Source organism: Microbulbifer celer (assembly GCF_020991125.1).
GTDB classification, from domain to species: Bacteria; Pseudomonadota; Gammaproteobacteria; order Pseudomonadales; family Cellvibrionaceae; genus Microbulbifer; species Microbulbifer celer.
In genome coordinates this window covers 4,022,084-4,041,099 of the sequence record NZ_CP087715.1, presented here as the reverse complement: position 1 = coordinate 4,041,099, position 19,016 = coordinate 4,022,084, and the positions used below count along the sequence as shown (strand labels likewise).

General features: G+C 57.8%; 19 protein-coding genes. 7 read left to right on the top strand and 12 right to left on the bottom strand.

What is annotated here, in order from left to right; genetic code table 11:
• The first annotated feature begins 178 nt into the window (after positions 1-178).
• Both LPW13_RS16890 and LPW13_RS16885 read left to right on the top strand, forming a co-directional pair.
• On the top strand, positions 179-649 hold the full coding sequence (locus LPW13_RS16890) for a GNAT family N-acetyltransferase (RefSeq protein ID WP_230437164.1): 471 nt from the start codon (positions 179-181) through the stop codon (positions 647-649).
• Positions 650-754: 105 nt separating this feature from the next.
• Positions 755-1,072, top strand: coding sequence for an antibiotic biosynthesis monooxygenase family protein (locus LPW13_RS16885; protein WP_230437163.1), 318 nt, complete (start codon positions 755-757; stop codon positions 1,070-1,072).
• A gap of 259 nt (positions 1,073-1,331) precedes the next feature.
• Here the strand turns inward: LPW13_RS16885 and LPW13_RS16880 are convergent, their stop codons facing one another.
• The 3 genes from LPW13_RS16880 to LPW13_RS16870 form a co-directional block, all read right to left on the bottom strand.
• Positions 1,332-2,420, bottom strand: a complete 1,089-nt coding sequence (locus LPW13_RS16880) for a FecR family protein (RefSeq protein WP_230437162.1) — start codon at positions 2,418-2,420, stop codon at positions 1,332-1,334.
• Complete coding sequence (locus LPW13_RS16875; protein ID WP_230437161.1) at positions 2,420-2,968, bottom strand: RNA polymerase sigma factor; 549 nt, start codon at positions 2,966-2,968, stop codon at positions 2,420-2,422. Before LPW13_RS16875 ends, LPW13_RS16880 begins: the two co-directional genes overlap by 1 nt.
• 175 nt (positions 2,969-3,143) lie before the next feature.
• Complete coding sequence (locus LPW13_RS16870) at positions 3,144-5,903, bottom strand: TonB-dependent receptor domain-containing protein (protein WP_230437160.1); 2,760 nt, start codon at positions 5,901-5,903, stop codon at positions 3,144-3,146.
• Positions 5,904-6,416: 513 nt separating this feature from the next.
• Here LPW13_RS16870 and LPW13_RS16865 point away from each other — a divergent pair.
• Entirely contained in the window at positions 6,417-7,211 is a 795-nt protein-coding gene (locus LPW13_RS16865) for a LuxR C-terminal-related transcriptional regulator (RefSeq protein ID WP_230437159.1), read from the top strand.
• 290 nt (positions 7,212-7,501) lie between these two features.
• Here LPW13_RS16865 and LPW13_RS16860 read toward each other — a convergent pair whose 3' ends face one another.
• The 9 genes from LPW13_RS16860 to cysK form a co-directional block, all read right to left on the bottom strand.
• Positions 7,502-7,891 carry a DUF2237 family protein gene (locus LPW13_RS16860; protein WP_230437158.1) on the bottom strand — a complete coding sequence of 130 codons (390 nt, stop codon included), beginning with the start codon at positions 7,889-7,891 and terminating at the stop codon, positions 7,502-7,504.
• Positions 7,892-7,893: 2 nt separating this feature from the next.
• On the bottom strand, positions 7,894-8,526 hold the full coding sequence (locus tag LPW13_RS16855; protein ID WP_230437157.1) for a DUF2939 domain-containing protein: 633 nt from the start codon (positions 8,524-8,526) through the stop codon (positions 7,894-7,896).
• A gap of 69 nt (positions 8,527-8,595) precedes the next feature.
• Positions 8,596-9,729 (bottom strand): M48 family metallopeptidase, encoded by a 1,134-nt coding sequence (locus tag LPW13_RS16850; RefSeq protein ID WP_230437156.1) that lies wholly within the window; start codon positions 9,727-9,729, stop codon positions 8,596-8,598.
• Complete coding sequence (locus tag LPW13_RS16845) at positions 9,726-11,108, bottom strand: YjgN family protein (protein ID WP_230437155.1); 1,383 nt, start codon at positions 11,106-11,108, stop codon at positions 9,726-9,728. Before LPW13_RS16845 ends, LPW13_RS16850 begins: the two co-directional genes overlap by 4 nt.
• A 442-nt stretch (positions 11,109-11,550) precedes the next feature.
• Positions 11,551-12,138, bottom strand: coding sequence for a TonB-dependent receptor (locus tag LPW13_RS16840; RefSeq protein ID WP_230437154.1), 588 nt, complete (start codon positions 12,136-12,138; stop codon positions 11,551-11,553).
• 81 nt (positions 12,139-12,219) lie between these two features.
• Positions 12,220-12,501 carry a type II toxin-antitoxin system HicB family antitoxin gene (locus LPW13_RS16835; RefSeq protein WP_230437153.1) on the bottom strand — a complete coding sequence of 94 codons (282 nt, stop codon included), beginning with the start codon at positions 12,499-12,501 and terminating at the stop codon, positions 12,220-12,222.
• A 224-nt stretch (positions 12,502-12,725) separates the two neighbouring features.
• Positions 12,726-12,944: a hypothetical protein gene (locus LPW13_RS16830; RefSeq protein ID WP_230437152.1), complete on the bottom strand. Its 219-nt coding sequence runs from the start codon at positions 12,942-12,944 to the stop codon at positions 12,726-12,728.
• A gap of 162 nt (positions 12,945-13,106) precedes the next feature.
• The gene (cysQ, locus tag LPW13_RS16825; protein ID WP_230437151.1) at positions 13,107-13,946 is read right to left on the bottom strand and encodes a 3'(2'),5'-bisphosphate nucleotidase CysQ; all 840 of its coding nucleotides are present in this window, start codon (positions 13,944-13,946) and stop codon (positions 13,107-13,109) included.
• A gap of 266 nt (positions 13,947-14,212) precedes the next feature.
• Complete coding sequence (gene cysK / locus LPW13_RS16820; protein WP_230437150.1) at positions 14,213-15,130, bottom strand: cysteine synthase A; 918 nt, start codon at positions 15,128-15,130, stop codon at positions 14,213-14,215.
• Between the two features lie 146 nt (positions 15,131-15,276).
• On the opposite strand from cysK, the gene LPW13_RS16815 reads away from it, so the two are divergent.
• The 4 genes from LPW13_RS16815 to LPW13_RS16800 all read left to right on the top strand — a co-directional run bounded on the left by LPW13_RS16815 (position 15,277) and on the right by LPW13_RS16800 (position 18,973).
• The gene (locus tag LPW13_RS16815) at positions 15,277-15,993 is read left to right on the top strand and encodes a lysoplasmalogenase (protein WP_230437149.1); all 717 of its coding nucleotides are present in this window, start codon (positions 15,277-15,279) and stop codon (positions 15,991-15,993) included.
• Between the two features lie 62 nt (positions 15,994-16,055).
• Positions 16,056-16,727: a GMP/IMP nucleotidase gene (yrfG, locus tag LPW13_RS16810; protein WP_230437148.1), complete on the top strand. Its 672-nt coding sequence runs from the start codon at positions 16,056-16,058 to the stop codon at positions 16,725-16,727.
• 207 nt (positions 16,728-16,934) lie between these two features.
• Complete coding sequence (locus LPW13_RS16805; protein ID WP_230437147.1) at positions 16,935-17,312, top strand: RNA-binding S4 domain-containing protein; 378 nt, start codon at positions 16,935-16,937, stop codon at positions 17,310-17,312.
• A gap of 119 nt (positions 17,313-17,431) precedes the next feature.
• Positions 17,432-18,973 (top strand): S1C family serine protease, encoded by a 1,542-nt coding sequence (locus LPW13_RS16800; protein ID WP_230437146.1) that lies wholly within the window; start codon positions 17,432-17,434, stop codon positions 18,971-18,973.
• Positions 18,974-19,016: the final 43 nt, after the last annotated feature.

Here is a 19,016-nt window from a genome sequence, read left to right as displayed (position 1 = left end):
CCACTACACCATACTGGGTGTACACAAAGCGCTCGTATCTACTGAAGACCTCTCCTCACTTTCAGAGGAGCTGCGGACATTCATCCAAGAGTGCAAAATAGGGCGAGGCAATGCGATCCGGCTCTGCCGGGCTTCACCGGACAGCTTACCCACTAGCGGCGTTAGAGCGAAAATGACTATGGCTATTTCTCCTGACATTGGATACCTCGCAGATCGTCCAGAAGCTCTGCCTGTGCTTGAGCGCCTGTTCCAAACGGAATGGCCCGACTACTATGGAGCAGATGGCCCCGGCGATGCGCGTCAAGATCTCCTGGCGTATTCAAGTCGAAATCACTTACCTGTCGGCCTTGTGGCATTTGTTGGTCCAGAACCGTGCGGTGTTGTGGCACTAAAATCTGAATCCATTACGACACACAAGCATTTTTCACCGTGGGTGGCTGGGGGCATGGTAGCGCCGCAATACCGTGGCTACGGTATTGGTGCGCAAATGGCACTCGCTCTAGAGGAGGTTGCACGCAGCCTAGGCTTCAAGGTCATCTATTCGGGTACAAGCACGGCAAATTCATTACTACTCCGTGAAGGTTGGCAGTTCATCGAGTTGGTGCTGTACAACGGCGAAGAGGTGTCCATTTATGAGAAAGTGCTCTAAAAGTTCCAAACTGCTTTCCGGACTGCAGTCTTCAATTAATTCTGCAAAAATTTTCTGAAAGAAAACTGCGGCCATTTACGCCATCGAATACCTGGGAAAATCCGATTGTCACTTATCGCCAAAACACCAAATCCTCCTTATTACGCTGTGATTTTCACCTCGCACCTGTCGGATGATGATGAGGGCTACGAGGATATGGCTGGAAAGATGATTGCTCTTGCTTCCGATCAGCCTGGATTTATCGGAATTGAGTCCGCACGAGAGGGTTTAGGGATCACGGTCTCCTATTGGTCCGACCTTGATTCCATAAAAAACTGGAAGGCCAATTTGGAGCACGCAGAAGCTCAGAGGTTAGGTCGCGAAAAGTGGTATTCATCGTTTAAAACGAGGATATCCAGAGTCGAGCGTGATTATGGAGTGTAGTGAACCGGCCAAAAAAAGCCCGGCAAGGTGCCGGGCTAACTCTACTCGATCGTGCGAGATCGGATGATGACGAGGAGATATCAGGTGATGGCACTATGTCGACGAGAGCATCATTGCCATAAGTCACCTGTTTATATAACGCGCCATCGGTATAAAACGTACCCCCGCCGGTAACCGCAGCTTCAATCTCAGCTATCCCCAGATACAAAAAAGCGGCGCGGGGTATTCGCCCGGCGCCGCTGTTGCGAAAACACTCTGATTAGTTGTCCACACCTTTCGGCCACAGTACCACGCGGTTACCTGGCTCGCGATAAACTCGTACCGGCAGCGTCTCCTCCAGCATCGCTACCAGAGATTGCACCTGATCCCGCGAGTAAGAGGCAGTTACACGCAGGCTCGACAACTCTGGCGCGCCAAGGACGATGTGGCCGGGGCGATAGCGGTTTGCGTCGGCAACCACTTCTGACAGCGGTGCGTCCCGATAGATGAATTTGCCCCGCCGCCAGCTGGCGACTTCATTCGCATCCACGCTGGTGATGGCACTGACACCGCGAGGATTAACGCGCACCTGCTGACCTGCAGTCAGGCGGACTGCACGGGGCGAGAGGGAGGGGACGTCCTGTGAGACGCTGCTGGTATTGTTGGACCGGGTATTGTCGGGCTGGGTATTACTGGCGACCGCATTAACAACATGACGGGTCACATCGACAATCCCCTCTTCCACAGTAACCTTGACGCTGTCACCGCGCTGTACATCAAAGCGGGTGCCCACTACCCGAACTTGGGTGGTGGGTGTGTTGACCAGGAACGGACGCGTGCGGTCCTTGCTGACGGTGAAGAACGCCTGCCCTTTTACCAGTTCCACCGTGCGCTCCGCGTCGGTGAAACGGGTGGCGATTTCCGAGTCGGCACCGAGGGTGATCTGGCTGCCATCCTGGAGTGTGATTTCCCGGCTCTGGGCAAGCTCGGTGCGGTAAGTGGTCTGCGCCTGATCCTGTTGCAGTGGCGACAGGTAGACCACCCCCACGGCGAGTAACAGAGTGCAGGCAAACGCCATTGCCGGCACGGGGCTCAGTAGGGTAGACAGGGCTCGGGTGAGTGCCTGCATTGGTTTATTCAATACACCTTCGCCGGCGCGACGCATGCGCGCGCCCTCGGCACTGGCGGCTATGGCCGCGAGGCTGCGATCAATCTCTTCCAACTGCTGATAGCTCGCCCGGTGCTCCGGCTCAGCCATCCAGGCGTCGAAGTCAGCGGTCTCGCGGGCAGTGAGCTCGCGCTCATGACGCAGCATGAACCACTCACGTGCCTGATCTTCTGCCCGTATCTGACTGTTTCCAGCCGCCATTACAATTCTCCATCATGTGCACGCAGCACCTGCTGGCAGCCCGCCAGTGCTTTGGCTACGTGTTTTTTGACTACCGTTGCCGAGAGTCCCTCTCTACGGGCAATTTCCGCGTAGGAGAGGCCGTCGACCCTATTCATCAGCAACAACCGGCGGCGTTTGTGCGGCATGCTCCAGAGCGCGCTACTGATCAGCCCCAGAAACTGACGACCGGCCGTGACCCGCTCCGGGCTGAGGTTGTCGTACTCGTTCTCCGGTTCTGCCTGTACCGCCTGCGCATACCCTTCCCGGACCTGGCCTTTGCGCAACGCATCGATGGACGCGTTGTGTACCGACCGGTACAGAAACGCCCGCACGTGTGCAATGCCCTCAGCGTGAAACTTGGGCGCCATGCGGGCAAATGCCTCCTGCACGACGTCCTCGGCATCACCGTGGGGCAGGCCAAACTTGCTCACCACATACCGACAGAGTTCCTGATGGTACTCCCGGTAGTAATGCTCCAGTGGCTGGCGATCATCACTCGCCAGGGGTTCCGCCCATGCTGTCGCCATGGATTCTCTTCACCATCTCGCTTTTATTGTTTGTGGATGCGGCTCTGCGGCCGCTGCGGGGCACAACAGCCGCGCACCCGGTTTTTCTTCTCTTGGAGTTAAAACGTATCGGCATGGAGAACCGTCCCCCCTTACTTGCTTTAATTGGACGATATTGGGGGTAGATCGCTGGAAGTCATTGAAATCGCAAGCCGAATTCGAGGCCCAGTGTGCGCGGCTGCGCCAGGTAGTACTCGGGAATGGCGCTGTCAGCATCCTGCAGGTCCTGCCGGACGGGGTTGTTGGTGAGGTTCTCGCCAAACAGGTTCAACCACCAGTTGCCGGCCACAGGTTCGATCTTGACCCCCGCACTCCACAGCCAGTAGGCGGGCTGGTAGTCCAGCTCCGACACCGGACCGCCGGGGTCGGTAACCCATTCACCGGTGCGATTGTCCAGCAGCCGGCCGGAGCGACGGCCGCGGTTGGCTTCATCGAAATAGACTCTGTCGGAGTAGCGCACGCCGATCGTGGGCCGCGCACTGGCCCAATTTCCCAGGTGCAGGGTATGGGTGTAGTTCAGGCTCAGGCTGCTGCGGGGCGCCTGCTTGAGGCGGTTGCCGCTGTAATCCACAAGGTCGGGGTTGTCGGACCTGCTGCTGTCGTCAGCGGCCGGGTTCCAGGTCTGTCCGTAGCGGGGGTAGGCGTTGTCCACGGTGAAGAAACGATCGTAGCGGGCATCCAGCAGTGAAAAGAAACCGTTGAGTTGCCCGTTGAGGCTGGTGGCCCAAGTCAGCTCCATCTCCAACCCGCGGATGGTAGCGGAGGCAGCATTGGTGCTGCGCACAATCTCGGTGCCATCTTCATCCTCAGCGACGCCGGATACCTGCAGGTCCCGGTAGCGGGTATTGAACAGGGCGCCGTTCAGGGTCATGGCGCCATCGCGCAGCCCGAGCTTGAAGCCGAGTTCGATATTGGCGTTGGTTTCCGGCTCTACATAAGCGCGAAAGGCCTCGTCATCGCTGTTGTTGCGCGCAATCACCGCTTCCAGGGCACGCTGGTAATCCGGGTCGTCCAATCCACTGTAGACCCCGTCGAGGCTGTTGCCATCCTCGACGATACCGGGCTTGAAACCCTGGGCAAACAGCAGATAGAACAACCTGTCGGGCGCGGGGCGGAAGGTGGCGCGGGCCATGGCGGTGGTACTGCGCCAGGACTGGGAGACATCGTTGTAATTACTCACGTAACACTGACCGGGCGCAGCGGAATCCGCATTGACGGCGATGGAACCGAGCTCACCATCGCGGTCGCTGCGGATCAGGTCCGGACAGGCAATGTTGCGCCCGCCGCGATCATAGCGGTGGTCGCGGCCGCTGCGGGCGCCGGTGGACAGCTCCCAATACTCATTTACATCCCAGTCCAGCTGCCCGTATACCGCGCTCAGGTGTGAGCCGCGTTCCGGTTGTTGAAAGCTGTGTGACGGCGCACCGCCCCAGCCGCTGCCGTCCGCGGTCTGGTGCTCGAGATCGAAGCGGATACCGTTGTCCTCGGCGAAGTCAAAATAGGCCAGCAACCAGCGCAGGTCGCCACTGTTGTCACTTTTCAATTGCAGTTCGTGCTGGCGGGATTGGTAGTCGGACCACAGGGTGCGGTTGCTCTGGTGAAAAATGGCGGGATCGGTCTCGCTGCCTACGGGCCCGGTGCGGTCGCCATCCCAGGCTTGGGTGCGGTCGAGGGCACCGTAGCCACCGATATAAGTGACGCTGATACCGTTCGGCGTGCGCCAGCTCAGACGGCTGCGAAAAGTATCCTGAACGAGGTCTGTTACACCCGGGGTGTCGATGGTGACGGGAATGCCGTAATCCACCATCGGCAAACCACCGGCGCCGCGATCCCTGTAACGCTCGACGCTTGCCCACCAGTGCAGGTCGTGCCGCGGCTGCCAGTGCACACTGAGGCGCTGGCTGAACTGATCGACATTGTTGTAGCGGTTTCGCCGCGGCGCCCACACGGAATCTGCAGTGTAATCGGTGTAGCCATCGGCGCGGCTGGAAATACCCGCCCAGCGCAGGGCGAATTCCTCACCCAGCGGCAGGTTCACCATCGCCTCAAGCTGTTGGCGGTGAAAATTACCCAAGGTGACGGAGAACTCGGTATCGTATCCCTGCTGCGGCCGCGCGGTGTGGTAGTTGATCACGCCGCCGGTGGAGTTGCGCCCGAACAGCGAACCCTGGGGGCCGCGCAGCACTTCGATCCGGTCCAGGTCATACAGCAGCACCGCGGCGCCCTGGGCGCGGCTACTGTAGAGACCGTCTACATGAATCGCCACCCCGGAATCCCCGGCCTCGGTGTGATTATCCGATCCAATCCCGCGCATATACAGCAGCGATGCCGTGTGATCGCCATTGCGCGCGTACTGCAGGCTCGGCACCTGAATGGCCAGATCTTCCAGGCTGTCGATCTGCAGGTTCCGCAGCTGGTTGCGGCCGAATGCGGTGATCGCCATCGGCGTGTCCTGCAATTGGGTGCGGCGCTTGCTGGCCACCACTTCTACCTCTTCCAATAGCGGCCGCAGTTCAACTTCCGGTTCAATAGTGTGTTCCGGGGCCGCCACCACCTTGCGCGGCGGCAATACCACCAGGCCCTGATCATTCACGGCACGGTAGCGGTAGCCGGAATCCATCAGCAGTTTTTCCAGTGCCTGCTGTGCCGACATCTCGCCGCTCAGTGCCGGTGCCAACCCCCGCAACTTGAGATCGGACGCGATCATGACCGCCAGCCCGGTCTGGCGGGCGAGCGCCAGCAGTGCCTGATCCAGTGGCTGCGAGGGAATATCCAGCGGGTATAGCTGATCGAGGCCGTCGTCCGTCACCGGATCGGCAGAGTCAGTGGCGCCGTAGGCATGCAGACATGCCGCCAGCAGCAGTGCAAGCAGTGACCTGCGGGAGGTCTTGGGCATAAGTGTGAACCATCACTACGCTCCGTCATGACGGAGTCCCCCGGTCGCAGTATCGGTACTTTTTACAGGTACCTTAATCGCCATGGTTGCGGCGTCGTCATCATCGCGTGGGGGTTGTTATTGTTTTGCTCGGAAAACATACAACAAGCAGCGAACCCGGCACAACATAAAGCCGAGAATAGGTGGTCATAAACGACCGCGAATGCGGGATGACTCACAAGGGTGGCGCAAAAAAGCTGCTTACGAAGAACTCTGCGCCATAGACATGGGACTTGCGACCAAAATTTCCTGTTGAACGCCGGCCCACCACAACCACCTTGGAAACTGCCTAAACTGTCTTAGCTACACCACCATTTCAAAAAATTGCCAGCTCACGGGAATTTTATTGGCATCCCGAGCCACCTTTGATAAAAGTATCTCGATACTATTTGTGACAAATGTCACATCGAGGGCCGATTTGGCCCGCCTCTGCGGCCGTGCCGCGCCCATGACAAGATCCAAATTGGCTCAGCTATGTCAAAGAACAACAACCAGGTGCCCGCTGTCGAGCACCTTCGCAGGGTATGGCGGGAAAACGAGATCATTTCCAGTGACGCCAAAGCGGAACTGCTTCAGCTCAGGCTGGACCAGTTAATTGCCTCCATCTTCAGCAACGGTCCCTTCTATTTTTATACTTTCGATCTCTTTGACCTGAAAATTCACAATGTCAGCGCGTCGATCGAGAGCATTCTCGGACTGAATCCCGACAAAGTCACCTTCCAACAGATTCTGGAGCAGGTACACCCGGATGATATGGCCTTTGTCACCCGGGCCGAAGAAACGGCTATTCGCCTGTTTCAGGATGAAATTGGTATCGACAAGATCCTGAATTACAAAATCTCTTACTGCTTTCGCTTCCGCACCAGGGATGGCAGCTATCGCTTGTTCAACCACCAGGCGGTAGTGCTGTCTACAGATGGAAACGGCGGCCTCAGCAAATCCCTGAACATCCACACAGATATTTCCCACCTCTCCACGGAAAACAATTACAAGTTGTCACTGATCGGAATGAACGGTGCCCCGTCGTATCAGAACATCAATATTGAAGGTGAGTTCAGCCCCCCTGTGCCGGCAAAGTCTCTGTACACGGAGCGGGAAATCACCATCATTCGTTTGATAGCTACCGGGCTTACCAGTCAGCAGATAGCCGGTGAGCTCAACCTGTCGGAATTTACCATCAAGAACCATCGCAAGCGGATCATCAAAAAATCCGGATGTCACAATATGTCCCAGGTACTGGGCGAGTGCATTACCAAGGGGCTGATTTAGACAGTCATTGACCCTGCAATCGGCAGCGGTCGCAAATAGGCGAAAGAAGGCTCGTTGGGGCTATTGTCAACGCTGGGGAGTAAGCGCAAGCTGACTACTGAGCATCCCGGTGGCCGTCTATCAGTGCCATCGGGGAGGCAGGAAGCCCGCGCTCACCAACAAATTCTCATCCTGTGAGTTGGTTCGGCCGCTAGGCCCGCTCTGGGTAGGCCAGGACGGACTATTCCAGAGCATTTTTAGTGCGTGGGCCAGGTAGGCGCCAGGGCAGATACCTGCAGCCACTTTTCCCGTCAGTTCAAGTCGACCGCGTACTGGCGCAGTACCGTCAGTGGTACTATTTCCAATGCCTTGATGTGTGTGCGCTGCAGATACACCCGCGGCGCCATATCCGCTTGCTGCGCCTCCAGCCAGCGCGCCGCGCACAGGCACCAGCGGTCGCCGGGATTCAGACCCGGGAAGCCGAATTCCTCCACCGGACTGCTGAGGTCGTTACCCCGCTCCCGCGAAAACTGCAGAAATTCCTGCGTCACTTCGACACAAACGGTATGGGAACCCACATCCTGATCGTTGGTGTTGCAGCAGCCATCCCTAAAAAAACCGGTCAACGGATTATTACTGCAGGTCAGCAGCGGATCCCCAAATACATTCACCGATTCGACCATTTCCAGTGCCATCGCCATTCTCAATTCTCCGGTGAAGGTTTTTCTATCAGTGCCAGGTCGACCAAGCGCCAGCGCAAACCCTGACGCTGCATATAAAGTCGCACAGTGGTGTCATCTTCGTTACTGGTGGCCTGCGCCACCACGGTGTTCAGCCCGGTAAAATGCCACCCGGACAGGTGCCAACGGTGACGATGGGGCTGTTCACCGCTGTGCGGGTCACTTTGGCCACCGCTCGAATCTGGGGTTGTGGCGTTCGGCTGCGCCGTCGATTGGGACCGGGATGGCGCAGTCGCCTTGCCAGCCAACATCTTTTCCAGTTCGCGCCAATCCCGGCGCCCCAGAATCAGATCGGCAATGCCTCCGGGGCTAACAAAGCGCTCCACCAGCGGACCCAGGATCATTTCAGACCCGGCAGTGAACAGTCCATCAAACTCCTTCGGTACATCGCCACCCAATGAAGATCTCAGTTCGTCTTGAAGGCGTTGCTTGATATTGTCCTGCAGGGTGGGAAAGTCCACATAGCGCTGCAGCTTTTCCACATCTTCGCGCTGTGCGGCCTCCACCAATTGTGTCGCAGAATACCAGGGCAAGGCGATGTAGGCCGTCGCCAATACCGCGAGCAGGATTGCGCTGCGCCAGAGCCACTTTCTCATACGGCTTATCTCTCTTTACTCAATCCAGCGCCCTCACGCGATTCATTGATTCCGCATCTAACCCGACAATCAGTCCGATTCGCGCTCTTTGTACTTCGTGATTGCAATTCGCTCTTCCAGGTGAGGATGCGTACTGAGGTAGCGGAGCCATTTCGACCCGTCCTCGCGATTCTCGTTTTTATCCTTGCGCATTTCCGACTCACCTGCCGGAGCAGAGTCCGTACCGGGCTCTGATTCATTGGCTGGACAGTCTTCGCTACAGTTTGTTCTGCTGTAATAGAGCTTGCTCAACATCGTTGCCAATGCCTCCGGGGACCGGCCGCTCTCGCGCAGCATGTCCACCGCATGAGCATCGGACTCCAGTTCGAACTGGCGCGAATAGGAAAGCTGGGAGAACACGACCGGAGCCGTGAGCAGTAAATCGCCCAGTGCGGAGACCTCGCCGGTGATCAGCGCAAACGTCAGCGACACCGCGGAGCCCTGAATCACCTGGCGCAACGAATGCCGATGTGCCACGTGACCAAGCTCATGGCCAAAGACCGCGAGCAGCTCGTCATTGGTATCCGCCAGTGCGATGATTTCATCGGTGAAGATGATAGTGCCATCCGGCAAGGCAAATGCATTGGCACCCTGTTCCGCCCCGCGGTAAAAACGCAATTTCTCGATCGGATAGTTCGGTGCAAATGCGGAGAATTCCGCACGGATTTCCGCCTGTCTCTCGTCGCTCAACGCCGTCGGCTCGAGGGAGTACTCCTCCATGAACGACAGGGTTTCCTGCGCGGAACGGTCCAGCAGATCTGCCGGCAGCCGGTACGCCAGTGCCTCACTGGCCGCGGGTACCCCCCAGGTGAAATATCCCCAGATAATGCCGGCAACCAACACCGTGGCGAACACCACCATGCCCAGATGATTTTCCAGGCGGTGGATAATCCCGTAACCGCGACTGCCGATGGATTTATCCAGCTGATCGAGACCGCTGTGGTCCTCACATTCAAACTGGCCGCGCTGATCGGCAAACGTCAGATAACGCGGGGTACGACCGAGCTTCGGGGTTATCTGCACCAGATCCAGAGGCAGGCCCATCAACTCCTCGCCATTGGCGATCAGGTAGACCCGCCCCTCGAGGCAGTGCAGTTCGGCAGGCAGGACGCTACTCGTAGCACCGTCCTGCCACTTGCCATGCAAGACAATGGTTTGATTCAAAATCCGACTTCCATATCGAAGACATCACCAAACTCTTCACCAAATGCGGACTCATCCGGCTGGCTGATTGCAGCGAATTTATCCAGATCTCCGGCTACATCCAGCGCAGTGTGTTCCGCAGCGTAGTGTGCGAGACGCACTTTGGCCCAGGGAATAAACAGGCCCAGGGTGATCGCAACGAAGAAAAAGTTGGTCACCATCAACCAACCGAACGACTTGAGCTGGTAACGGGCCTTGAAGTCGTGGGAAGACAGGCTGGTGTTATTGAAAATCAGGTTGTTCATATTGGTGACGAAGTACAGGATACCGAGGGCATAACCAATCATTACACCGAGCCCTGTGAGCGCAGCCAGCGGCTCGTATACCATCCCCAGTACCCAGCCGATCAGTGCACCGGCAATGATGCCTACCAGGCCCACGCCGATGGCTACCAGTACCAGGGTGTAAAAATCACCGGCACGGGCGCGGAAGGAAAAGCTCTGGTTGCCGTAGCGGTGATTTTCCACCACATATTGCTTCTGCTTGTAGATCGCGAATGGCGTCAACAGACCCAGGGTAAACATCGACAGTATGGGCCACCCCAGAAAATTGATCAGGGCGTCAGAGTACTTGCCCACAAAGCGGAAACGGATACTGCGATAAGTGCTGTTACGCGCGTAAAACGCCAGCGTGCGATTGAGCACCCAGGGGAAGACAAATACCAGGCTGATACCCAGCAAGACCCCGGTCAGGGGGGAGAAACTCTGGATCACCATAAATGCCACCAGCAGACCCAGGGCGATCAGACGTCCGATCAGCATTTTCACCGGGTCCGCGGTGAAGGCGAAGCTGGCGTTGTCGAGACTGGTATTACCGTAGAAATACTGTGCGTTACGCACCTTCGCCCAGGGGGCATAGATGCCCAGAGTCACGATGGTGAGCAGGATATTGACGATCCAGATTTTGAAATACTCGTAGCCGTTGCCACTGAATACAAAACCCACATGGCGCTTGCCTGCGGACGCACCCCCCCGATTATCACCGCCGCTGGGCGGTTGCGGTGCGGCGGGCTCTGCACTGCGGGGCTGCGCCTCGGCGACACTGGCTGCACCCTCGCCGGCGGTCGGCGCTTGCGACGCACCGCTCTCTGCCTCTGCCATCGCGGGCGCCTCCGCCGCAACCCGCTGTGCACCGATGCCGAGTTCCGCCAGCTTCTGCTCGTAGCGCTGGGCCAGATCTTCGGGGATATCCCGCTTCACCACGGCGGGCGCGCGCGCAAACATCGCCTGTGCGCGTTCTTCACTGATCCCCGCATACTGGGCCAGCGCCGCAATTGCCTCTTCCGGACTTTTTCCCCCAACCGCTTGCCCGGTAATTTCTACATTGTATTTGTCAGTCACTGATCATTCCTTGTTCAAATAATCGTCTTTTTATTTCGGTTATCCGGTTCATAATGCCACATTCCTCCGCCCGAGACCTATACAAGGAGCCGGCTGGCAATTGATTAGGGGTTGTAGAGTGAGGTGTTGACTGGCGTAGGATTGGGGCGGGTGGGCGCGAGAAGGAGAGCCGCCCATTACAACGGCCATCAATAGGGGGAGATGACGGGCTCGATATGAGTCTGACTGACGCTTTCCAAACCTTCTCGATATCAGTCGGGCAGTGGACCAAGTCCACTGAACAACTTGCAAGTAGCGGCGCCGCTACCCGGCATAGCTTTGCGAAACACCGACTAGGCGTCCCTCAACCCATCCAAGGGGGCTCTGGCCGCAGATGGTCTCACAAAGCTATCCCCGGTAACGGTACAAATGGCGAAAAACTATTTAACCATTTGCAAATTCTTCAAAACCGGTAACTGAAATTCACTGTCAATGTCCGCAGGTGGCCTAGGTCAAAGCGCCGGGTTACCTCACCATCGAAGTATCGAACCCGGGCGTCTACATCGTTGTAGTTGTACTCGATGGAAGTATCAAAATCGCGAGTCCAGTTGTAGCGGTAACCGACACCGGCATTCCAGTAGTTGTCTTCTGTTTCCGCATTCACGTCGCTGTAAAGCACTCCGTGCTTGTCGACCGTATCGACATCAAAATCGCCGTAGTTCCAACCTACCATCCAGTACAGACACTGCACATCACAGGACACGGTGAAATCCACCTTGGCGCCAATGCCCCATTGGTCAACGGAAGCCCAGCCGTCGTCAAAATTGGTGTAGCGCAATTCCACCTGCCACACGCCGGCATCGGGTGTGACACCCAGGCTCGCGTAACCGGCAAAGTCTTGCTCATCGTTGATTTGCAGCTCGCCCACACCGAGGCCAACCGTGCCGATCGCACGATATTCGCCGCTACAGAAAGCATCGATGGGATTGTTCCACTGTGCGAAGGCCGCACTGGAGGCAAGAAAGGCGAGGATAAATACCAGTTGTTTCATAGATACCGTCCTTGGTTCCACAATTCAGTCGCACCTGCACACCGTCTCCTGTACAGGTGGGCGCCGAAGACAATCGTTGCGTTATGGTCTGGATCCGGGTCTGAGTTCGTTGGATTCGATGTCGATAATCGCCCACACCCCCCCGCTGAATGCGGGGTTTTTGCGTAGCTGATCCAGCTCTCCGGGCTGCGGCGGTTCCTGACCTGCGGCTTGTAGCTCATCCAGTCGTTCGACAATGGTTTCCGCCATTTTCTGCAGGGCAGTTTCAAGGGAGTCCCCGTGGCAGTGGCAGTGAGGCAGGTCTGGTGCTATGGCACCGTAACCGGCAAATTCAATATTGTGGACCACGACCGGATAACGCATGGGTATACTCTTTTTAAGTTAGCTTTTATCCCACCAAGCGTAGACCCAATTCCTGAAGACTGAATAAAAATCTCAACTGCGGAAGCAATTTTGCGACGGGGTTTTTTCACCGTGAAAAAATGCGAAGCCAAGGAAGATTGTTGAGGCGGGACTGGACACTGCAATTCCCGCCGACAAGAAGCTGATTACGCTGTTGCGTGGCTGTCTGCAGAAAAAGGGTAATGTCAGCGGGGAATTCGCCCCAGGAGGGCGCGACGGGAAAAAATCATTTCCTGATAGGTCTGTAACAGCGCGGTATCGACTTCTGTTTCAGCGCCCTTAAGATCACTCAACTGACGGCTGAGCTGGGAAATTTCAATTTCCAGTTGGTGGCGCAGGCGGCGGGTTTCCGGCTCACTGATATTGACGTGGGCGCCCATGGGACTGGTGCGGGGACTGGTCATCGCGTACCTCTTTTAGCGCACATCTTCAACCAAACCGTTAAGGCAGCTTCGGAGTGGCGGCTTCAGGAACTCAGCACTGGCGGTCGTCAAATTCGACGTTGCCGCCAGATCATTTTCTAAAGTCTAGACCAGCGTGTTAGTACCCGCTTACTTAGCGCGCCATTAACTTGCCAGCAGCAGTGACTTCCAATCGAAGTCCCGGTCACCGATCACATAGAAGAATGGGTTGAGCAATTCTTCTTTCTGGTTGTAGCGCAACAAAGAGAACTGCTCGTCCACCACAACGCCTCCGGCAGCTTCCACCACCGCCTGCGCTGCAGCCGTATCCCACTCGCAGGTAGGCGCCAGGCGCGGATACAGATCCGCCGCCCCTTCGGCCACCAGGCACAGCTTCAGGGAACTGCCCATATTCTTCAGCCCGGTTTTACCCAGGCTGCCTTCGATACGCTCCAGCAGTGTATCCACCGCACCGGCACCGTGGCTGCGGCTGGCAACGATCTCGATCGGCTGTTTGTCGTCAAGACGCGGCCGCATCGCACGCACCGCAATCGCCTTTTCACCGCTGTCATCGCGTTTGATCGCGCCCAGGGTTTTGGCACCGGCGTAGGTGATATCCAGCACCGGTACATGCACCACCCCCAGTACCGGCTCACCATTCTCGATCAGCGCCACATTCACGGTGAACTCACCATTGCGACGGATGAACTCCTTGGTGCCATCCAGCGGATCGATGATCCAGTAACGGTCCCACTGGCTGCGGGTGTCGTAAGACGGCATCTCGCCCTCTTCAGACAGCACCGGTACGCCATCGAGCAGCTTCTCCAGCGCGGGGGCGAGAACCCTGTGTGCGGCCAGATCCGCCGCGGTGACAGGGGAATCGTCCGACTTGGTGTCCACCTCCAGTTCGCCACTGGCGTTGTACACCCCCAGAATCGCCTCACCGGCCTCCACCGAAATGGCGATTACCTTGTCCAGCAGTTCCCTGTTTACAACCTTGTCCATGATTCCCCCGAATACGATTTCATTTATTGGTGATATGGCGCGCGCCTTGATGCGAAGGTGCCGCTACCGGGTAGAGCCATGTGAGACCTTCTGCGAGAGGGACCTCGCAGAAGAGCCCCCATGGATGGGTTTACGGCGTGTCTCACATGGCTCTACCCGGTAGCGGCACCGCCACTTGGGCGCGAACATACCCATATGCAAACCGGGGATTATACGCAGTCCCCGATGGGATTTGTCGATTGATCCCAGCAGGGCCGCTGTCCTGTTCAGGCGCTAAACAGGTCTTCGATAGAAAGGTAGCGCTCGCCGGTGTCGTAGCTGAACACCAGCACCTTGCTGCCGGGGGCGAAATCCGCCTCCCGCTGCTTCACCGCCGCCAGCGACGCCCCGGAAGAAATCCCCACAAAGATCCCCTCCTTCAACGCACATTCACGGGCCATCTCAAAACTATCTTCCTCGCTCACCGCAATCGTCCCGTCCAACACGCCCTTATTCAGCACCTCCGGCACAAAGCCCGCGCCGATACCCTGCAACCGGTGCAGCCCCTTCTCTTTACCGGCGATCACCTGCGACTTCTCCGGCTCCACCGCCAGCACCTTCAGATCCGGCATCTTCTCTTTCAGAACCTCACCACAGCCGGTGATATGTCCGCCGGTGCCCACACCGGTAATCAGGTAATCCAGCCCCTCAGGGAAATCCGCCAGAATCTCCTTCGCCGTCGTCTCCTTGTGCGCAGTGACATTGGCCGGATTGGTGAATTGCTGCGGCATCCAGCTGTTATCGCGCTCGGCGAGGATCTCCTCGGCTTTCGCAATGGCACCGCCCATGCCATTCTCCTTTGGCGTCAGCACCAGCTCCGCACCCATCGCCGCCATGATCTTGCGGCGCTCCACAGACATGGACTCCGGCATGGTCAGGATCAACTTGTAACCCTTCACCGCCGCCACCATCGCCAGGCCGATGCCGGTATTGCCGGAAGTGGGCTCGACGATCACGCCACCGGGTTTCAGCGCCCCGGATTTCTCCGCAGCCTCAATCATCCCCAGGGCAATCCGGTCCTTGATACTGCTGCCGGGATTGAAGCGCTCCACCTTCATCCACACCTCGATATCGTCGCGGAACAGGTGGTTGATGCGCACATGGGGGGTGTTGCCGATGGTTTCGAGAATATTGTTGGCTTTCATCTGTCGCTCCCTGAATTGGCTGTATTGTTCAATCTATGCCGCGACAGCCAGGTTGCTCTGCCCGCCGCGATGGCGAATACTCGGGCAAGAATACTCCGCGAGCCGGAAAGATAAAAACCGCACAACGATAAAAAGGGGAGAACGCCATGACGGCCACCTCAACCGATAGCGAGATGACTACAAACCACCCAGCGAGTCCCCCAGCCAAGGGCTTTGCGCCGCCGCGGACAATCACCATCCTGTTTCTGTTGGGCTGCGGTGTGTATATGGCCCTGAATGCCGCGGGGATCGACGGGTTGTGGATGGCGGCACTGAAGATCGTGCCCATCGCCACCCTGTTCGCGCTGGCTGCGCGACACCTGACCGGCGCCACCCGCACCCTGTGCCTGGTGGCACTGGCCTTTTCCGCGCTGGGGGATGTGCTGCTGGCGGTTCCGTTCGCCGACCATTTCACCTTTGGCCTCGGTGCCTTCCTGCTGGCACAGCTCACCTACACCCTGACCTTCGCGCGCAACGCCCGCTTCAGTCTGTGTCTGGCGGGACGCGCTTTTTCCATTCTGGTAGCAGCGGGGCTGTTGGCTGCGCAGATTCTGCCAGCGGCGGGGGATCTGATGCTGCCGGTAGCGCTGTATATTGCGGCGATCTCTGCCATGGCGCTGTCGGCGGCGGCCCATAAAGGCGCCTCTTCGCTGCTGTTTGCCGGCGCGCTGGCATTTATGGCGTCGGATGCGCTGATTGCGATCAACCGCTTCCTGGGCCCGGTGCCGCTGGCGGGCACCTGGATCATGCTGACCTATTACGGTGCCCAGGCGTTGCTGGTGACGGGCCTGATCCGGGCGCATTTGGCGGCGCGGGGCGCTTGAGGGCATAATAAGCGACGTTTTTTTGTACAGCCCGCCGCTGATGGCGGGTTTTGAGGTGATCAATGCTGGATTGGGGTCAGATCGATACGGTGCTGCTGGATATGGACGGCACGCTGCTGGACCTGCATTACGATAACCATTTCTGGATGCAGCATCTGCCGCAGCGCTATGCGGAGGCGAACGAGATTTCGTTCTCTGAGGCGCAGGCACTGGTGATCCGGATGACTGATGAGTTGCGCGGTACGCTGGACTGGTATTGCCTGCAGTACTGGTCGGATACGCTGAAACTGGATGTGCCGGCGATGTACCGGGAGATTGAGGATCGCATTGCGTTGCGGCCGCATACGGATAATTTTCTGCGCAGTCTGCGGGCGATGGAAAAGCGTGCGCTGCTCGTGACCAATGCGCATCCGGATGGGTTGCAGCACAAGCTGGAGGTTACCGGTATTGATCGCTGGCTGGATGTGATTGTTTCTTCCCATGACCTTGGTCATGCGAAGGAGTCGAGTCTGTTCTGGCATTCGCTGCAGGAACGCCAGCCGTTCGATCCGGGGCGCACGCTGTTTGTGGATGACAATCTTCATGTGCTGGGTGCGGCGCGGGACTATGGTATCGCCCACCTGCTGTGTATCCGCCAGCCGGACAGCAAAAGCCCCGTACGGGACATCACGGATTTTCCGGCGATTCATGATTTTGATGAGATTCTGGAAGCGAAAACAGAGTCCCGGGCATAACACTCCGACCACCAGCTCCGCACCACCAATAGTGGCGGCGGAGCACCGGGTGCGGGTTTTCAGGACCGCTGTGAACCCATCCCTGGGCGCTGCGGCGCAAACATCCTGTTTGCGACGCTCCTGAAAACCCGCACCCGGCACTCCACCTTCGCTTTAACATATTTACTTCGTAGCGTTTAGCCGCGCAGTTTTATTAGACGGTTTTTGATGGAAAAAGTACGTATCGACAAATGGCTCTGGGCCGCCCGTTTTTTCAAGACCCGCAATATCGCGAAGCAAGCCATCGAAGGCGGCAAGGTGCATGCGGGCGGGCAACGGATTAAAGCCAGCAAGGAAATCACCATCGGCACCCTGCTCACCATCCGCCAGGGTTGGGATGAAAAAGTGGTGGAAGTCGTCGCACTGTCTGACCAGCGCCGCGGCGCGGAGATTGCGCAGACGCTGTATCGGGAGACCGAGGGAAGTATTGCCAAAAGGGAGCAATACGCAGCCGAGCGCAAGGCGAGTAATGTGGGTATTTCACGTGAAAAGCCCAACAAAAAACAGCGCCGGCAGATTCACCGTTTCCTGCGGGAACAGGATTGATGGATTTCGGCTGAAGGATACTGGATGCCGGGTCCAGCCCGGCATGACGGTCGACCAGAGCACAAACCCGCCAAAGTGCTAAACTGCCCTCCAAACCAACGAATAATTCAGACGCCGCAATGAAACATCTGCTGACCCCCTGCCTGATAAAACTGGGCCTGCTGCTCCTCTGCACCACCCAGCTCGTCCACGCCGACAGTCGCGAGCACGAGGAGCTCAAGCGCTCGATCATCAAGATCTACACCACCGCCGCTGCGCCCGACTTCTTCAACCCCTGGGCATTGCTGAACGCCAAGCAGCTCTCCGGCTCCGGCGCGGTGATCGAAGGCCGGCAGATCCTCACCAACGCCCACGTCATCGCCAACGGCAGTTTTATCCAGGTGCAGCGCCACGGCGATGCGCAGAAGTTTCGCGCGCGGGTCAAATTTGTCTCCCACGACGCCGATCTCGCCCTGCTCACCGTGGACGACGAGAACTTCTTTGACGACACCCGCCCGCTCACCATGGGCAAACTGCCCGATCTGCAGGAAGAGGTGACCGTCTACGGCTATCCCATGGGCGGCAAGTCGCTCTCCATTACCCGCGGCGTACTGTCTCGTGTGGAACATCAGTACTACGCCCACGCCGAAAGCTACCTGATGGCCGGCCAGATCGATGCCGCCATCAACCCCGGTAACAGCGGCGGGCCGGTGATTTCCGATGGCCGCATCGTCGGCGTGGCGATGCAGAGCAACCAGAGCCAGGGCGCGGAAAATCTAGGTTATTTTGTGCCGCCGAGCGTGATCGAACATGTACTGAAAGATGCCGAAGATGGCGTTGAACAGGGTTTCCCGGAACTGGGCGCGGTCACCCAGAGCCTGGAGAGCCCGTCAATGAAAAAGGCCGCCGGACTGAGCGCAGATCAGGAGGGCGCGCTGGTGGTGCGGGTGTTTGAAGACGCGCCGGCCAGCAACGTCCTGCAGCCGGGCGATGTCCTGCTGCAGGTGGATGGTTTTGACGTGGCTGCGGACCGCACCATCGAATGGCGTGAAAACCAGCGCACCAATTACCACTACGCGGTGGATCAGTACCATGTGGGCGACCGGCTGCCGGTGCGCATTGCCCGCAACGGTGAAGTACGCGACGTGGAAATCACCCTGGCGCAGACACCGACGTCCCGCTCCCTGGTACAGGGAGAGAAGTTCGATCAGCGCCCGCGCTACTACATCTACGGCGGTGTGGTCTTTGTGCCGCTTAACATGAACCTGATCAAGCGCTGGGGCGGCAACTGGCACTCCAAGGCGCCGATTGAGTATCTGTATGCGCGCAACCAGTGGTCCAGCCCGGAGAAGCAGGAACTGGTGGTGGCGCTCAAGGTATTGCCGGCGCCGGTCAATCTCGGGTACCACGACTGGAAAAACTGGATTATCGAATCGGTCAACGGCGAAAAGATTCGCGACTTCGGGCAGTTTGCCCAGCTGATGGAAAGCAATGAAGACAATTATGTGGACCTGCGCGATGACGCTGGCTACCGCATGGTGCTGGACGCCGACGCGGCGATGGAGCAGCAATCCGCGATTCTGCAGACCTACCAGATCCCGCAACCGCACTCCCAGGGGCTGTTCAGCACTCTGGCCAATCGCGAAGCGGGGGTTGATCCTGAGCAGCAACATCTGCAGTAATATCTCCCCGGTAATCCCATCAATAACATTGATCGCAGGAAGC